Here is a 16,758-nt window from a genome sequence, read left to right on the forward strand (position 1 = left end):
CCAAGTCGTCGTCGAGAACGTCGCTTGCTCCCGCGGCGCCAAAACTGAGTACGAGTGAGCTGGACATGCTCGCGCCGATCTTCGGCTTCCGTAACGGGGACGAAATAGCTCAATTCGCTTGTCAATTGGAGCAGAAGGCAGTCCTGAAACCTGCTCAAAAGCCGGACCAGCCGTAGCCAGGTCTCCAACCCTTCCTCAATCGGGCTGACACTGCGGTCAGGCCCGGCACCTCGGGCCAAAGCGCATCATGTACGAGCGGCGAAACGGTCAACCGTGGCCATGACGTCTTCGCCGGCCATGGACTCTCCCTCCGCAGCCAGCGCAAAATCGATGGTGCGGTCCAGTGCTTGACGCAGATGCAGGTTGAGTGCGCGTTTGGTGTCACGGAGGGCTTGGCGAGGCTGGCTAGCCAGTTGGGATCCGAGGTCGAGCGCGACCGTCAACACCTGCGACTGGGGCACGACACGATTGGCGATACCCAGTCGTAGGCACTCCTCGGCCGTGACACGAGTTCCCAGCAACAGGTGTTCCTTGGCACGCAGCATGCTCATGTACGAAGGCCACAGCGAGGCCCCACCATCACCGGCGACCACACCGACTGACACGTGCGGATCGGCGATGTACGCATCCTCGGCAATGACAACGAGGTCGGACAACAATGCCAGTGTCGCGCCCACACCCACAGCCGGACCGTTGACGGCCGCGACAACCGGCAATTCGCACGATACCGCTGCACGCACCAATCGCTCCGCCGTCCGGATCGTTCGCCGTCGAAGCACCGGATCATCATGGAGATTCCTCAGGTGCCCCATGTCACCGCCGGCGCTGAACGCCGAGCCCGCCCCGGTGAGCACCGCCGCGCAGGCCTCCTCGTCGTTCTCGAGCAGTCGCCACACGTTGACGATGGCTTGATGCATGTCGTCGTCAACGGAGTTGAAACGGTCCGGCGCGTTGAGGGTGATCACCCGCACCGAATCGCGCTTCTCGACGAGCACGTGCGGCGCCAGTTGCGTGTAGTTCGACATCGGATCCTTTCAGGTGGATCAAAGAAGGCGGCCGGTCATAGTGAGCGGGCGATGAGCTCCTTCTGGATCTCATTGGCACCGCCATAGATCTTCTGGGCGCGTGCGTCGCAATACAGTCGGGCGATCGGATATTCCCGCATGTAGCCGTAGCCGCCGAACAGCTGCAGGCAGCGATCGATGACCTCGCACTGCACGTGTGTCAACCACCATTTGCACATCGCCGCGGTGGCGGTGTCGACACCCTTGATGGAGTGACCCACGATGCAGTTGTCGAGGAATTCGCGCGCTACCCGTGCCAGCGTCGCACACTCGGCGAGCTCGAACCTGGTGTTCTGCATGTCCATCAACGGCGCGCCGAAGACCTGCCGTTCTTTGACATAACGGACGGTGAGCTCGACGGCGAGTTCGGTGGCTCCGACGGCGTTGATACCGATGATCAGGCGCTCTTGGGGCAGCTGGGCCATCATCTGCGGAAAGCCCCGGCCTTCGACGCCGAGGAGTTGATCAGCCGGAACCCGAACATTGTCGAACGACAGTTCAGCCGTGTCCGAGCCGTGCTGACCGATCTTGTCCAGCACGCGCCCTACCGAGAAGCCCGGAAGTTGCGTGTCAACGATCAACAGCGAGATCCCTCGTCCGCCGGCCGATGGGTCCGTCTTCGCCGCCACGACAACCATGTCAGCCGCTGATCCGTTGGTGATGAAGGTCTTTGCGCCGTTGATCAGATAGTGATCGCCGTCGCGAATGGCAGTGGTTCGGATGTTCTTGAGGTCCGAGCCGGCCTCCGGCTCAGACATCCCGAGAGCCGCCACGACTTCGCCCGTCGCCATGCGGGGCAACCATTGCCGCTTCTGCTCTTCAGTCCCGTACGCCACCAGGTAGTCGGCGACGACACCGCTGTGGATCGCGTTGCCCCATGACTTGTCACCGGTGCGGGCGTATGCGGAGGCGATCGCAGCATGGTGCAGGAATCCCCCTCCCCCACCGCCGAACTTCTCGGGCACCGATGCACACAGCAGGCCGAGCTTTCCCGCACGCAGCCAGAAATCACGGTCGACACATTTGTTGCGAGACCACTCTTCGCTCTGTCGGTCGGTCTCAGAGGAGAAGAAATCCCATGCCATGTCGTAGAGATCGGCGAGTTCATCGGTGGCCCACGACGGGCGGGTCGGGCTCATGTCGTCTCCCCTGTCTTGACCATCGCGACCGGCACGAGGCCGCCGCTGTTGTGGTGCTTGGTGCAGATCGTGCTCATGAGGAGAAGACGAACTCAGAAGGACCCGCGGGAATATGCTCGAGTGCCGATTTCAGCTCATCCACCGACCAGCGGCGATCGATATCGAAGACTTCTTGTTCCGTCCAACACTTCTGGCGCGCGATACGACCGCCGACGATGCCGAATACTTCGCCGGACAGTCTGCATTCAGGCGACACCAGCCAGGCAACGAGGGGAGACACGTTCTCGGGTGCCCATTTGTCGAAGCCCTCCTGCTGACCGATGCGGTCGCCGAGGCCGGGCGTGTTCTCGGTCAACCGGGTGCGTGCCACCGGTGCGATCGCGTTGACTCGGACCCCATATCGCGACAGTTCGCGCGCAGCCACAAGAGTCATCATCGCTATGCCAGACTTTGCCGACGCGTAGTTGATCTGGCCGGGATTGCCCCGCAGGCCCGACCCCGACGAGGTGTTGAGTACCGACGCCTCCACCGTTCGACCTGCCTTGCTCTCTGATCGCCAGTAGACCGCGGCGTGACGCAGTGGACAGAAGTGCCCCTTCAGATGAACGTCGATCACGGAATCCCACTCGGACTCGGACATGTTCACCAGCATGCGATCCCGGAGAATGCCGGCATTGTTCACCAGGATGTCCAGACTGCCGAATGTCTGCACGGCGCACTCGATCATCTCGCGTGCGGCGTTCCAATCGCTGACGCTTCCGAAGTGGGCGACCGCTTCACCGCCTGCTGCTTTGATTTCGGCAACGACGCCGGCGACCGCATCGTTGTTGTCTCCGTCGCCGTTGAGGCCGCCACCTGTGTCATTGACGACGACGCGCGCGCCGAGGCGCGACAACAGAAGTGCGTGCGCTCTTCCCAACCCGCGCGCGGCACCGGTGACGATCGCCGTACGCCCCTCAAGTGATGTCACAACCACCTATCCCGTTTCATTCTGATGCTGTATGGATGACTGAACTTCGACTACTGACCCGGCAAAGCGACGAGCGGGTGACGGTAGACTTCTGCCGCGTTTCCTGACGTGAGACGCGCCTGCACGTCGCGGTCAAGGGCGTCGATCTGGTACTTGATGACCTCTTGGGTGTCGGGCCACGTGGAATCCGAATGCGGATAGTCGACCTCCATCATCACGCGGCTTTCGCCGATGACGTCGAGAAGCCGGTAGGCGGTCGGATCAAAGAACGACGTGTACCAGAAGTTGCGCGCCAGAACTTCGTTGGGGGTCAACGTATCTGACCACGTCGAGTTCATGCCGCCATCGTTGTCCTTGTTGAACCGGCTCTCCAGGAAGCTGAGCCGGTCGATGAGCATGGGCACCCAGGCGATGCCGCTTTCTGACATCACGATCTTGAGTTCAGGGAAGCGCGAGGGTATTCCCGCGAAAAGCCAATCGGTTGCCGCGGCGAAGGCGTTGATCTCGAACAGGGCCGCGATGACAGGCGGCGGTGAATCCTTTGACGGCACCATCGTCTGTGAAGACGAACCGACATGAAGGTTGACAACCGTGCTGGTCTCGGCGCATGCCTCGAAGAACGGATCCCACTTGCCCGAGTACAACGAGTCGAAGCCGAGCGCTTCTGGATTCTCACTAAAGCTGACGGCCTTGAAACCACGCTCGGCGTTGCGCCTGATCTCGTCGGCCGCGATCTTGGGGTCGGGCAACCACGTCACCTGCTGTGCGATGAACCGGTCGGGATACGCCCCCACCCAGGCTTCGATGATCCAGTCGTTGTAGGCCCGCATGGCCGCCATTCCCAGTTCGGGGTCGGAGAATTTCGTGAAGCGCTGTCCACAGAATCCGAAGACCATCGAGGGAAAGCACAGCGATGCGGCGACTCCATTGACGTCCATGTCTTTCACGCGGCCGTGCACGTCATAGGTGCCGAGGCGCACTTCGTCGAAGCGCACCGGCCCGCCGGTCCGCTCAGCTGCAGGCCAGCTGGACATCGCATTGGCACCCGAGTTCATGACCCGCTCGTCCTCGAACTGCCACCACTCCATACCGTCGGAGTCCTCGACGACACGCGGCGTCTGATCGGCGAACTTCGCCGGCATCCGGTCAACGAAGGTATCGCGCGGTTCCATGAAGTGATCGTCGACGGAAATCAGTGGCAGATAGACATTTCGAGGTTCGGGATCCGGGACGAGGGTGCGTTCACGGCGCACAACCCTCCCCGCGTTGTGTTGCTCGTCGAGGCGTTCGTTGAGGTCGATCGGCATGGTGTGTGCTTTCGTTCTCGAGTGGGTTTAGGAGCTCGGGGAGATGCAGGGCACTGTCAGCCAGCCGCTGACGGTGGGCGACGGAGCCGCTTGGAGTTGTTCGGCAGGCACCGCCAACTGCAGTGCGGGATGGTGGCGGGCGAGCGCTGTGAGGGCGGCTCTCAGCTCCATCCGGGCCAGGTGCATGCCCAAGCACAGGTGGGTGCCCGGGCCGAAGGCGAGATGTGCGGAACTGTCGCGAGTGATGTCGAAACGCCGCGGTGCGTCAAACACGTCGGGGTCGCGGTTCGCGGTGTGTAAAAGGCAGATCACCTGATCGCCGGCGGGTATGTGATGCTCCCCTACTTGCACATCCTCGAGGGTGATGCGCGGCACCACGAACCGCTGAGCACCGTCGACGCGCAGGACTTCTTCGATCGCACCGTCGACAAGCGTCGGGTCGGCGACCACGCGGTCCCATTGGTCCCGATGCGCCATCATCAGCGTTACCGTCGTGGCAATGGTGTTGGCGGTGGTCTCATGACCGGCCATGATCAGCAATATCAGGTTGCCGATCAGTTCGGTGTCGCTGAGGTGTTCGCCGTCGTCGTCGGCGTTGACCAATTCACTGATCAAATCATCCGAAGGATTGTTGCGCCGCTCCTCGATGAGTTCTGCGAAGTAGGCGCCGAAATCGCGCATGGCTTCGCCGGCCTCGGTGGTGCTGGTACCTCCGCCGTGTCCGGTGCGGTCCACGTTCAGCACCGCTTCAGACCAGCGTTCCCAACTCTTGTGGTCTTCGGCGGGCACGCCCAGGATGCGACAGATGGCCCGTTCCGGGATCGGCAGCGCATAGTCGTGTTTGATGTCGAAGTCGCGGTCATGAGGCAGCCCACGGGCCAACTCGTCAGCCAGGTCGTCGACATAGTCGGCCCAGCGAACCACCTCGCGAGGCATGAATGGGGGCCGGTGAAATTTGCGGAGGTGCGTGTGCTCGGGGGGATCGGTGAACAACAACATCGCCGCCTGGCAGCCGGCCATCTTCTGAACGTCCGGACGGGGATCGGCGCTCAGATACTCCACTTCCTGGGGCGCACGAGCCGCGCGACTGAAACGGGTGTCGCGCAACACCGCACGCACCTCGGCGTGCCCGGCCACCAACCACGTTCCGTTGCCCAGTGCCAAGACACGGTGACCATCCAGCAACCGCTCGTAGAACTCCTCCGGGGATTCTCTGAACACCGGATCTGTCAAGAACCGCATCGCATCAGCGATCAGGCCCTCGGCTACATTCGCGGCCGTCATGGAACGCAACTCCTTCCGGGCTGGCTTCGTCCACCACACGATGGAACACAGCGGCGTCGATGCCGTTGATCAAACCCGCCAGTGACCTTGAATACGCTACGGGTCCGGATCGGTCGCAACGTCCGTACCAGTACTGATTCGCCGTCTCCCGAGTCTGGTCAGCATGAAGTTGCGTCGGATTGGCTCCACGCGGAAAGTGCCACCCCCGCTGTGGTTTTCGCGTTCTCTTGCGAGGGCGCTGTAACACCGATCGGGCGCGGCCACGGTAGAGTCGCGTGCTCGGTTGTCCCACGCAGTGCCGGTCTGCATCTGGGATCTATCGTGATGTGTCTGCCGCGTACCGGGTGGGTGCGGTTTTGGCTTGCTGTAGCCAGAATGTCCCGGGTCGCGCATCGACAACACCGAGGCCTTCGACATCGATGTGAGCGGAACCGCTGGTGAGGTAGCCGCACTGAATTCCTTGATCGTGTAGATGCCATGGACATCCGGCCCAGCCATGGGGTGCCGAGTCATCCAGTCGCAGTGACAGCGCCGCGCTGGGATCAGCAGTGTCGGTCGGCGGGTGCTCGGTGTGGACTGGGCCGGCGAAGCGTGGAATCGGCCGATAGCTGTAGCTCGCGAACAACATCAGCATCTCAGGAATCGTCGAGGTCGGATCCGAAGAACCGCGCGGGCCGGGCAATTCGATTTCGAGTAGCTCCAAATCGCTGGAGGCCTCGAGGAGCGAATGGTCGAGACCCGCAGGCAGACACCACGAATCGTTGGCGCTGAACGATTCCTCCCCGGTGCCGGCGAGGTCGAACCACACGGTGCCCGCGATGAGCAAGCTGATTCGGGCACCCGCGGTGCGTCGCCGCCATGGTGGCTGTGGCCACGGCCGCGCAGGGTTGGCCTTGAGCACGCGGGCCATCACCTGGCCGTGAGCGGCCGCGGTGACAGCCGTCATTTCACGGCACAAGATCGAGGGGAACTCGTCGACACAGACGAAGCTGTGGGGGCGCAGATGGTCAAACACGGCCACTTCCGAAGCAAAGGCACAATCGTCCTCTCGCCCATTACCGCCAGGGAGACGAAGTTCGAGGCCCGGCAGCCGTGCAATCCAGACCTCGAGGTCAGAGGTCACCGGACTCGCCATGCATCCTCCTTTAGATGAGCGGCTCCTTGCATCGCCTCCGAATACCGACTGTGCATTTCGAGGCCGTGGGGCGTCGCGCCACGCGCGGAACTGACTAGAGACTGAACAGCCACCATGGCGCCGACGTTAATGTCAGGCGGGTCAACATGCCTCGGTAGTTGTACGGGCCTCGATTACCTGAGTCGGTGAGGTTCCTGCGGCAGTGCGCGGTGGGTGTTCGATGTGAGTCTCAGTGCTTCGGCGGCCGGTCGTGTCCGTCTCACGGACTCGTCGGTGGCAAGAACATCGATTGCCATGTCTTCTCGTTTCGCGGTTGCGCAAGGTTGGACTGTGTGTACCGGTGCCCGTCGGGACCGACGTACGTGCCGGTCGCAGGGTCGTACTCGGCGACAGCGATCGGTGGCAGATGTCCAGCGGCGACACTGGCGTCAGCCGGCGGTGACGCGGGTGGGACACCGGGATCACGTTGCGGAACGTCTTGGTCGGACAGTGTCGCGTTGGGATCCCCTTTCCAGTTGTAGCCATCGTTGAGGGGTACGTAGTTCTCATCGCTTTCGCACATCTTCACGGTGGGTGCGCGCTTGCCGGGTCGGGTTGCACATGGCAGATTGCGTGCACCTCGCACATTGAACATGGCGTCTTGCGGTATCCGGCAATACATGTCGCCAGGAGGCCGGTCGGGGGCGTCTGTGAGGCTGGGCGAGCGCATCTGCGCGACGGGCAGATACCCGGTGAGACATGGTGGCGGCAAGTTGACGTTGAAGTTGAAGCTCAGATACGAGCCGAGGTGGTAAGGCTGCTTGACGTTCTGGTTGGCGACCGTTGACCCCTGCAGGACTTGCACTCCCCTCGGGAGCAGCACCAGGATCTGCTCGAGGCTCGGGTTGTAAGTCGCTAGCACCGGCGCGATGCTGGCGAGGTTGGCCAGCACGACTGACAACGTCGGATTCAGTCTGTCGAAGAGCCGACGGACTTCCTCGGCGGCGGCTGGCCCGTTCTGCAGCACGCCCTCGAGGGCTTCGTCGTTTTCCTTCAGTTGCCGTGTGATGGTGGCCAGATGAGAAGCCCACGCCCGCACAGAATCGCCAGTATCGGTCTGGGTATCGAGCACCGGACGGGCGTTGTCGACCACGTTGGTCAGATCGGCCAGGTTCGCGCGGGCGTCGATCGCCAGGCGGCTGGAGCCGTCGACGATTCGTGCGATATCGGGACCGAGCCCACCGAACGCGAGATAGGACTCGTCGATCACCGTCCTCAGGTTGTCACCCGGAATAGCTCGCAACCCAGCGTTGGTCGCGTCGAGAAGGGCGTTGATGTCGGGAGGCACACTGGTGCGGCTGGCCGCAACCACGTCACCGTTCTTGAGCGGCGCCGAGTGCCCTTCGCGTGGTAGCAATGCAACGTACTGTTCGCCCACGGCGGAGACGCTGTGCACCTCGACATCTAGATCGGACGGAACAGCAACGTCGGAGCGCAGTGACAGCACCGCGCTCACTCCGTTGGGGGTGAGCGCGATCGTTTTCACTCGCCCGATCTCGGTGCCCAGATAGGTCACGTTGGCCCGCTCGTAGAGCCCTGCGGCCTCGGGCAGTTCGACCGTGATCCGATAGTGACCCACGTCGAACAACAACTCCGGCAGCCGCACGTAGCCGAGCGCCATGACGATGAAAGCTGTTGTGGAGATGGCGATCAGCACCGCCAGCTGGGACCGGATCCGTCGGTCTATGCGCATGCTAGGGCCCCTGATTCAGGTGGTACGGGACGATCAGCGGGTTGGCGGCCGTGTACGGGCTGGGCATCTGACCGATCGTTCGGCCCCATTGCAACTCCAGTTCCGTCAGGTCTCCTTCCCAGCGTGTGCCGGTGAACAGTGCGGCATCGAGACGGCTGAGAGTGAGGTCGAATATCGCTGTGAGGTTCGCATAGTCACCCCTCACCCAGTTCTCCAAGGTTTCGTAGGGCCACGGAAACATGGCGAACAAACTCAGGGAGCGAGTCAGAGCCGGACCTGCGTTGGCAAGCGATTCCAAGACCGGTCCGATGCCGTTGAGTTCTTGGACAATCCCGTCTTTGGTCTGGTTGACCGCGTCCGCAGCGACAGCGCCGAACTCGCCCACCGCATCCAGGGCGTCGGCCAGCTGATCGCGGTCGTCTCTGAGCACCGCCAGCGCGTCGGGAATGGTAGCGATGGCTCTGTCGATCACCGGCCGTTGTTCGGCTATCTGTGTCGCCAGGCCATTCAAGCTACTCGTCGCGTCGACGATGTTACCGGATTGATCGTTGAGATGACCGATGAACGTCTCGATCTGGGCGATCAGACTGCGCAGGTCATCGTCTCGGCCGGCGAACGCGGTGCTGAGGGACTTGGTGATGTCCTGTATCTGTCCGATGCCCCCGTTATTGAGCACCAGCGACAAGCTGGCCAAGGTCTGTTCGGTGGTGGGATAGGCACCGCTCGAGCTCAAGGGGATCAAGGATCCAGCGCGTAGCTCACCTTCGGGTGGCGCATTCACCGGGGGCGCCAACTCGACGTGCTTCGATCCAAGCAAGCTGGTTTGGCCGATCTTGGCTGTCGCGTTGGCGGGTAGATCAACATCGCCGTCGAGGGTCATGGTGAGCAGCGCATGCCACCCTTGGCGTTCGATCTTGGTGACGGTGCCGACCGTGACATCGCCTACCCGGACGCGTGAATTCCGTTGGATGTTGGTGACGTCGGGCAGCTGAGCCTGGATCATGTAGGCGCCCTGGCCGCGGCCTTGAGTACCGGGAAGAGGCAATGAGTTGGCGCCCTGCCATCCGCAACCTGACATCGTGGCGGCGACCAACACGAGTGCACCTAGAGCAAGGACCTTGGCGGTGGCGCCCAGCCCTGTGATCGACGCGGCCCTGGTGAACTTCATCGCCCCACCTCCGTGGGCATGATCAGTTCCTGCAGATTGCTTGGGGTATTGGCCGGCCCCCCGAATGTGGGCGCCGGCGTCGCCGCTGGTGGTGCCGCCTCGGCAGGTAACGGCGGTGCTGTGGCATTGTCCAGTGGTACAGGTGATTCTGACTGGGGTGGAACGTAATCCGGGCGCATCCAGTCTTCGCTGTACGTGATCTCGTTAGGCCGGGCCATCGCTCCGGCGAAGGGGTGCCAGCCCACCGGCGGAAAGTTGTACTGGCGATTCTTGAATATCGGGGCAAGGTACTGGACACATAGTTTCGCGGACTGCTCTGCGCCCAACCGTGAGGCGGCCTGGACAGCCGAGCAGATCGCAGCCAGGGGGTTCGCGAACTGATTGAGCACCGGCACACCGGTGAGCGCACCCTGGGCCGGTTGATAGACGTTCTGAAAGTTCGCGATGCCCGTCGGGAACATGTGCAGTGCCTGCTTGATGTCATCGAGGCTTTGGTTCAGTGTGCCGGTGACCGCAGCGAGTTTGTCTGACGTCGTGCCGAGGCTCTCGCGGTTGGTGGCGATGAAGGCGGTCAGGTCGTCGACGGCGCCGTTGATGCCCTTGAGGGCGTTTCCGATTTCGTCGGACTGGTTGACCAGCAACGCCGTTGTGTTCGCGAGGTTGACATTGAGTCGTCGTAACACGTCTTTACTGTCTTGTAGAGCTGATACGAGCACCGAGATGTTCTTCACCGTCGAGAAGAGGTCGTCGCTGTGGTCGCCGAGTGTTGAAAATGCCTGGGACAGCTTGATCAGCGTCTCGCGGATGTCTGGTCCCTCACCGCGCAGGTTGTCGGCTGCGGTGTTGATGAATGCCCCCAGGGTGCTCACGCCTCCGGGCCGCGTGGGCTGGAGCGTCTCAGTCAGTTTTTGTAGCTGATTTCGCAGGTCGTCCCATTCGACCGGAACTGCGGTGCGCTCCAACGGGATCACCGCGTTGCGACGCAGCGTCGGACCGCCGGTGTAGGCCGGCGTCAGTTGGATCGCTCGCACTGAGACAAGCGATGGGGAAATGATGACCGCATTGACATCCGCGGGGACCTGATACTTCCGGTCATACCAGAAGTCGATCTTTACCCGCTGTTGCTGTGGTTCGATGCTGTCGATCTTGCCGACCGGGATACCCAGTATCCGGATTTCGTCACCTGCGTAGATACCGTTGCTGTTGGCGAAATACGCTGTCGCGTGGACGCGGTCGGCGAGTGCAGCGTTTCGTAGCGCGATGAGCGACCCGCCTACGAGGACTGCCACCAGAAGCGACATCAGCCCGATCCGCGCCGTACGTCGGGTCACGAGTCCCCCTCGGGAGTCGGAACGGCACTCGATGCCGGAGCGGTCTCAGATGCGGAAGCCGGGTGGGGCGGCGGCAGCGCCGGGGGGCCCGGTGGCGGACCACCTGGCGGTGGGGCGGGCAGCGGCGGACGAGACGGGTAGCGCGGGTCACCGGGCTTGCCGGTGATGGCATCGGGCAATGACAGGATCGGTTCGCCACCCTGGCCGGTGCGCGGATAGGGAATTGGCAGAGGTGGTGTGGCAGGCTGGCCGACTTGGGGATCGGTGAGTTGCGACGGCAACAGGGTGTTCGGATCGAGACCCAGGTCAGAAAACGCTGCGTCGACAAATGGCTGGACGAATTGACCTGGTAAGAGGTTGGCTAAGTAGGACTTGAAGAACGGCCCTGACGAGGTGGCCTCGCCCAGCGACATGGCGTAGGCGTTGAGCAGCTTGATCGACTCCTGAATCTGCTGCTTGTGAGTGTCGAGGATGACGAGCACGCCGTTGAGTTTGTCCAGCGCCGGTTTGAGCGTGTCGCGATTGTCTGCGATCAGGCCTTGCAATTGGTTGGTGGCGCCGGCGATGTGGTTCGATATGGCGTCCAAGGCGCGACCTTCACGCTGCAGCGACTCCAACAACGCATTGGTGGCGGTGACGAGCGTGACGATGTTGTCACTGTCTTCGGCGAGCACTGCGCTGACCTTGTCGGCGTTGGCCAACAGGTTACGCAACTGTGCGTCGCGCCGGTCAAGAGTGTCGGCAAGTCTGCCCACTCCGTCGACGGCGCGTTTCAGGCTGGACGGTGTGTCTTTGAAAGTGTTCGACAACACGGCCAGAGAGTGGGACAGCTGTTGTGTGTCCAGCCCGCTGATCGTCGAAGCCAGATCGCCGAGCGCGTCGGGAAGCTGATATGGGGACCGGGTCCGCTCGATCGGGATGGGGCCGGCCTGATGGCCGTCCCCGCGAGGGGTGACCTTCAACAGCTTTGCCCCGAGCAGGGTTTTGGTATTGATGGCGGCTTCGGTCTTGTCGCCCAGTCGAATGTCGTTGTCTACATTGAAACCGACGATCACGCGTCCGTCGTCCAATCCAAGGCTTTCGACTTTGCCCACACGAAAGCCGGAGATCTCGACGGGAGCACCGGCGGTCAATCCACCCGCGTCCTCGAAGTAGGCGGTGTACTGCTTGTCTTGATTGACGAGCGGAATCTTGTCGTAGTTGAGTGCGACCGCTGTCATCGAGATGGTCAGAACTATGCCGATGGCACAAAGGATCAAGGGATTGCGTTCGGCGAACGACTTCATTTTGGCGTACACCGCCCGCTGGATTGCCCTGCAATCTTGATGTACACCGGTTGCCCACCTTTTCCGTTGAGCTTCAAGACCAAATCACACAGGTAAAAGCTGATGAAATCGCCGTACATGCCCTGTCGGGCAAGAACCTTGTACTTTTCCGGCAGACCGTCCAATAGATTGGTCAGGTAGTCCTTATCGGCGACGACAGTGCCTGCGACTCGGTCGGTTTCGCCGACTACCTTTTGCAGTGGCCCCCGTCCGTCTGCCAGCAGATCAGCGATCGACGCGGCAGCGGCATCGGTGTGCGCGACGGAACTGCTGATGTCTGTGCGACGATCGGCCAGCGTTTCGACGAGTTGAGACAGGGACTGGACGGCTTCGGCGAACTTCGTGCGCTGATCCGCCAGGGAACTGAGCACCGAGCTGAGGTTGGTAATGACCTCGCCGACGAGCTGATCGCGGTCGGCCAGTGTGGCACTGAGCGCGGCGATGTTGGTGAAGAACGAAACGATGGTGTCGCCCTGGCCCTCGAAGGCGCTGATCAACTGACCGGTAAGCGCATTGACCTGATCGGGGTCAAGAGCCCGAAACAGCGGACGGAACCCGCCGATCAGTGCATCAAGATCTAGGGCGGGTGTGGTATTCACTATCGGGATCGTCTGCCCCGGACCGAGTGTCGCCGTGTTACCCGCGCCTTCTTGAAGCGCCATATAGCGTCCACCGATGAGGTCGTCGTACCGGATTACCGCCCTGGTGCCCTGGGTGAGAACGACGGAGTCATCGGCGCCGAAGGCGACTCGCACCGTGGTGTCGGGCCGCAGCTCGATATGTCTGACCTGGCCGACTTCCACGCCACCAATTCGAACGAACTGTCCTTCCTGCAGCCCGGATACGTCGGTGAAGATCGCGTTGTAAGTCTTTTCTGACCTGAAACGCAGGCCACCGAACACTGCGAACATCGCCACCATGAAGATCACACAGACGCTGACGAACACGGTGAGACGCCAGATGGTGCCCGGGAGGCTATTTCTCACGGCTGCTTTCGCCTCTCTCTTTCTGGTGTCCGGCTCAGGCGTTTACGTGGTCACGGCATCGGAATGGCGGGCGTGGGCAGGGCGGGAAGTGGCGTGGGCTGCACCACTGCAGGATGGGCCGGGGTGAACGGCTCGGATCCGGGAGTCGGGCCCGGCTCCCGGGGCGCACCAGGGGGCGGCGCGGGCGGCAGGCCGGGATATAGCGCAGTGCCGTCGGGCGCATATAACTTGGCGCCGTATGGAGGTGCGCCCGGGTACGGGATGGGTCCCGGCGCAGGGCCACCCGGATAGCGGATGCTTGGCGGCTCCGGTACGGCGCGGGTTACTGGGAAATAGTTGGCCCAGCCAGGAAACCCGATGCCCGGATTCGGACGTACATCCAACCCGGTGCCCCATCCCGTGTTGGCGACCAGGTAGCGAACGGGGTAGTTCTTGGTGACGTCAGGAAGCGAACCACAGCCCGGCTTGCCACCTGGCCCGCCTCTGGCACCCACGATGGGCAGATTGTCAGGGTACCGATAGGGATCCACTCCGAGTAGGAGCGTGGCGTCCACGATGAGCGAGTAGCCGTTTCCACCCCCAAGTGCGTAACCGCCGTTGTCGAGAAAGTGCTTGCCGCCCACGATGGTGCACGTCAAGGAAGGGTTGTATTTCAGCAGCAGGTTCGTTGTCGGTTCTAGCGTTTCAACCGTCGTGATCAGGTTCTTCTTGTTCGGCGCGAGCAGGTTCACACCACTTCGGGCGAACCCGGCGACATTGACCAGAAGCGTATCCAACGAGTGTGAGTGGTCGGCGATCGTAGAGCTGGTGACGCTGAACGAGTCGAGCATGCTCAGAACCTCTCGAGCGGCAGCGCCGTAAGTGTCGCTGACCCCCTTGATCGACTGCCAGTCTCGACGCAACGTTTCCGCGCGGGGGTTCAGCGCCAGCAGAACGTCATTGGCGTCGGTGATCGCCTCGCCGATCATCGGGCCTCTGCCGCGCAGTCCTTCTGCCATAGCGGCCAAGACGCTGTTCAGCTTCGCCGGATCAACTTCGTTGAGCAGATCGCGCAGGTTCTCGAAGACGGTGTTGACTTCGGTGCTGACGTTCTCGGTCGTGATCACGGCGCCTGCCGAGATATGCCTGTTGGCAGTATTTTCCGGATAGATGAGGTCGACGTACTTCGCACCGAACACAGTGGTGGCGCGGATGCGGGCGGCCACGTTGGCGGGGATGTTCTGGACTTGGTCCGGGTAGAGTTGCAACGTCAGGCTCACAGGTTCCCTGCCGCCGCCAATCTCTGCGACGGTGCCTACTTGGACCCCGCGCATCTTGACCTTGGCGCCGGGTTCCATCACCAAGCCCGAGCGCTGCGCGGCGACCTTGACGGGCACGTATGACTCGAAGGTGCCGTCGAACAACGCGAATGTGCCGGACACGAACAGGCTGAGCACCGCGATGAAGATCACCGTCCACAGCCCCGGGTGGATGCGTCGCTCTCCTGGCCTTGGTTCCATGTCAGCCGGCCAGATGAAAGTTTCCGGAGCGGCCGTAGATGGCCAGTGACAGGAAGAGAACGACAAACACCGCGGTGATCAGCGATGCTCTCACCGCACGGCCTACCGCCTCTCCCACCCCCGCAGGTCCACCGGATGCGGTAAACCCGTAGTAGGTGTGAATCAACATGATCACTATCGACATCGAAATGGCCTGAACGAAAGACCAAATGAGGTCCATGGGGTTGAGGAAGGTGTTGAAGTAGTGGTCGTAGACGCCGGTCGACTGGCCGTTGACAAAGGTCGTACCGAATCGGGTGGCCATGAACGCCATCAACACGGCGATGCAGTACAGCGGGATGACGACGATGATCCCCGCGACCACACGTGTGGATGCCAGGTACACCATCGAGCGGATGCCCATCACGTCTAAAGCGTCGATCTCTTCACTGATGCGCATTGCGCCTAACTGAGCAGTGGCGCCGGCGCCAATCGTGGCCGCCAGACCAATGCCGGCGACCAGCGGTGAGATGATCCGCACATTGAGGTAGGCCGACGTGAAGCCTGCCAGCGCCTCCACGCCGATCTGCTGCAATTGGCTGTAGGCCTGGACTGCGATAAGCGAACCGGCCGACAATGTCAAGAAGCCTACAACCACCACGGTACCGCCGATGATCGCCAACGCACCTGTGCCCAAACTCATCTGAGCCATCAACCGCACCACTTCGATTCGGTAGTGCTTGAGGGCGTCGACGATGCCGCGCAGCGTCTGCCAGTAGAACTCCGTCTGGAACCCCATCCGTTTCCACCCCGTGGTCGTCCGGGTGACGACGGCTCGCAGTCGTGGATGAAGCCGGCTGGGTTGCGATGCGTTCATGTCGTCGCCTTCACACCGACCGCGGTGGCGATCACATTGATGACAAACAGCGCCAGGAACGTGAAGACAACGGTTTCGTTGACGGCGTTACCGACCCCCTGTGGCCCTCCGCCGGCGTGGATACCCTTGTAACAGGCGATAAGTCCGGCAGCCAAGCCGAAGACCACCGCCTTGGCCAGACACACGACCACCTCGGGAGTGCCGACCAGAAGAGTAAGTCCGGCGGCATACGCTCCCGGCGTCACGTCTTGCAGATAGACACCGAAGACGAAGCCGCCCACAAGACCGGTGATCGTCACCACCGATGACAGAAGCAGCGAAACTACGGTCGCAGCAAGCACACGGGGTACGACCAGGGCTTGAATCGGGTCGATGCCCAGCACTCGCATGGCATCGATCTCTTCGCGAATCGTGCGCGCACCGAGATCGGCACACATCGCTGTAGCACCCGCCCCGGTGACCACCAAAACGGTCACCACGGGCCCACTCTGAGTGACCGTTGCCAGTGCGGTCCCTGAGCCCGAGAAGTCTGACGCGCCGATTTCCACCAAGAGAATGTTGAGCGTGAAGGTCGTCAGGACAGTGAACGGGATGCAGAGCAGGATCGTGGGAACCAACGACACCCGTGCGACGAACCATGTCTGGAGTAGAAATTCGCGCCATGCCCAGGGCGGCCGAAACATCGCGGCGAAGGTGTCCAGGCACATCCCGAAGAACCGACCAAGCTCGTTCGCGGGCTTGACCGCCGTCTGAAGCATCAACATCTAGCGCTCGGAGTGCTCTTGTCGACCCAAAAGAACTGCCTGTCAATGTCGGCCATGCCGGGCTTACCCTTCCCGACCGCCCAAGAGTCCGTGGCCAATTCACACGGCACCGGATAGGTCGGACGTGCACTTGCTGTGACCGTGCACACGCTACGACTTGATCGCCGACGCAGACGTCCGTACCAGTACGGATTCCCT

At 62.0% G+C, this 16,758-nt stretch carries 14 protein-coding genes; all 14 read right to left on the bottom strand.

Annotated features, from left to right (window positions below; all coding sequences use genetic code 11):
* Nucleotides 1-245: 245 nt before the first annotated feature.
* The 14 genes from ABQE89_RS22280 to ABQE89_RS22345 all read right to left on the bottom strand — a co-directional run bounded on the left by ABQE89_RS22280 (nt 246) and on the right by ABQE89_RS22345 (nt 16,560).
* Nucleotides 246-1,025 (bottom strand): enoyl-CoA hydratase/isomerase family protein, encoded by a 780-nt coding sequence (locus tag ABQE89_RS22280; protein WP_448420663.1) that lies wholly within the window; start codon nt 1,023-1,025, stop codon nt 246-248.
* A 35-nt stretch (nt 1,026-1,060) separates the two neighbouring features.
* On the bottom strand, nt 1,061-2,203 hold the full coding sequence (locus ABQE89_RS22285) for an acyl-CoA dehydrogenase family protein (protein WP_448420665.1): 1,143 nt from the start codon (nt 2,201-2,203) through the stop codon (nt 1,061-1,063).
* A 73-nt stretch (nt 2,204-2,276) separates the two neighbouring features.
* The gene (locus ABQE89_RS22290; RefSeq protein ID WP_448420667.1) at nt 2,277-3,173 is read right to left on the bottom strand and encodes an SDR family oxidoreductase; all 897 of its coding nucleotides are present in this window, start codon (nt 3,171-3,173) and stop codon (nt 2,277-2,279) included.
* A gap of 50 nt (nt 3,174-3,223) precedes the next feature.
* On the bottom strand, nt 3,224-4,480 hold the full coding sequence (locus ABQE89_RS22295; protein WP_448420669.1) for an amidohydrolase family protein: 1,257 nt from the start codon (nt 4,478-4,480) through the stop codon (nt 3,224-3,226).
* A 27-nt stretch (nt 4,481-4,507) separates the two neighbouring features.
* Nucleotides 4,508-5,764: a cytochrome P450 gene (locus ABQE89_RS22300; RefSeq protein WP_448420671.1), complete on the bottom strand. Its 1,257-nt coding sequence runs from the start codon at nt 5,762-5,764 to the stop codon at nt 4,508-4,510.
* A 316-nt stretch (nt 5,765-6,080) separates the two neighbouring features.
* Nucleotides 6,081-6,785: a cupin domain-containing protein gene (locus ABQE89_RS22305; protein WP_448420673.1), complete on the bottom strand. Its 705-nt coding sequence runs from the start codon at nt 6,783-6,785 to the stop codon at nt 6,081-6,083.
* Nucleotides 6,786-7,158: 373 nt separating this feature from the next.
* Nucleotides 7,159-8,631 (bottom strand): MCE family protein, encoded by a 1,473-nt coding sequence (locus tag ABQE89_RS22310; protein ID WP_448420675.1) that lies wholly within the window; start codon nt 8,629-8,631, stop codon nt 7,159-7,161.
* 1 nt (nt 8,632) lies between these two features.
* The gene (locus tag ABQE89_RS22315) at nt 8,633-9,799 is read right to left on the bottom strand and encodes an MCE family protein (protein WP_448420677.1); all 1,167 of its coding nucleotides are present in this window, start codon (nt 9,797-9,799) and stop codon (nt 8,633-8,635) included.
* Complete coding sequence (locus ABQE89_RS22320; protein WP_448420679.1) at nt 9,796-11,130, bottom strand: virulence factor Mce family protein; 1,335 nt, start codon at nt 11,128-11,130, stop codon at nt 9,796-9,798. The genes ABQE89_RS22315 and ABQE89_RS22320 overlap by 4 nt, the downstream gene beginning before the upstream one ends.
* The gene (locus tag ABQE89_RS22325) at nt 11,127-12,416 is read right to left on the bottom strand and encodes an MCE family protein (protein ID WP_448420681.1); all 1,290 of its coding nucleotides are present in this window, start codon (nt 12,414-12,416) and stop codon (nt 11,127-11,129) included. Before ABQE89_RS22325 ends, ABQE89_RS22320 begins: the two co-directional genes overlap by 4 nt.
* A complete protein-coding gene (locus tag ABQE89_RS22330) occupies nt 12,413-13,441 on the bottom strand; it encodes an MCE family protein (protein WP_448420683.1) in 1,029 nt (342 codons plus the stop codon). The genes ABQE89_RS22325 and ABQE89_RS22330 overlap by 4 nt, the downstream gene beginning before the upstream one ends.
* 50 nt (nt 13,442-13,491) lie before the next feature.
* Nucleotides 13,492-14,940: an MCE family protein gene (locus tag ABQE89_RS22335; protein ID WP_448420747.1), complete on the bottom strand. Its 1,449-nt coding sequence runs from the start codon at nt 14,938-14,940 to the stop codon at nt 13,492-13,494.
* A gap of 1 nt (nt 14,941) precedes the next feature.
* Nucleotides 14,942-15,796: an ABC transporter permease gene (locus ABQE89_RS22340; protein ID WP_448420685.1), complete on the bottom strand. Its 855-nt coding sequence runs from the start codon at nt 15,794-15,796 to the stop codon at nt 14,942-14,944.
* Nucleotides 15,793-16,560, bottom strand: coding sequence for an MlaE family ABC transporter permease (locus ABQE89_RS22345; RefSeq protein WP_448420687.1), 768 nt, complete (start codon nt 16,558-16,560; stop codon nt 15,793-15,795). Before ABQE89_RS22345 ends, ABQE89_RS22340 begins: the two co-directional genes overlap by 4 nt.
* Nucleotides 16,561-16,758: the final 198 nt, after the last annotated feature.

Source organism: Mycolicibacterium sp. XJ1819 (assembly GCF_053483675.1).